At 58.5% G+C, this 236-nt stretch carries 1 pseudogene; it reads left to right on the top strand.

The features are described from left to right. Nucleotides 1-50 precede the first annotated feature (50 nt). Nucleotides 51-236: pseudogene (locus ACYQ0J_RS13840) on the top strand (IS982 family transposase); the annotation flags it as partial.

Below are 236 nucleotides of genomic sequence, written 5' to 3'. Positions count from 1 at the left end.
ATAACCCAAGTTGCTACCTATCCCCTGGATCTGAAAAAATAGTGGCCGCTATGCTTTCCCGTCTCATAGCGGCCTTTTGCATTATAGACGACGCCCTGCAAGCCATGGGCTACAAGGATGACCCCCAAGCCAAAACGCCCGCCTCCGCCATCCTCACCCTCGCCCTCCTTGCCGCCCTAGAGTTCGGCGGCAAGCACAACAAGGCCCTGGCCCTCGCCAAAGACCTCGGCCTCTTC

The organism is Thermus sp. FJN-A, from assembly GCF_054655095.1.
The sequence above is the reverse complement of the archived record's forward strand: the minus strand, read 5'-3'. Positions and strand labels throughout refer to the sequence as shown.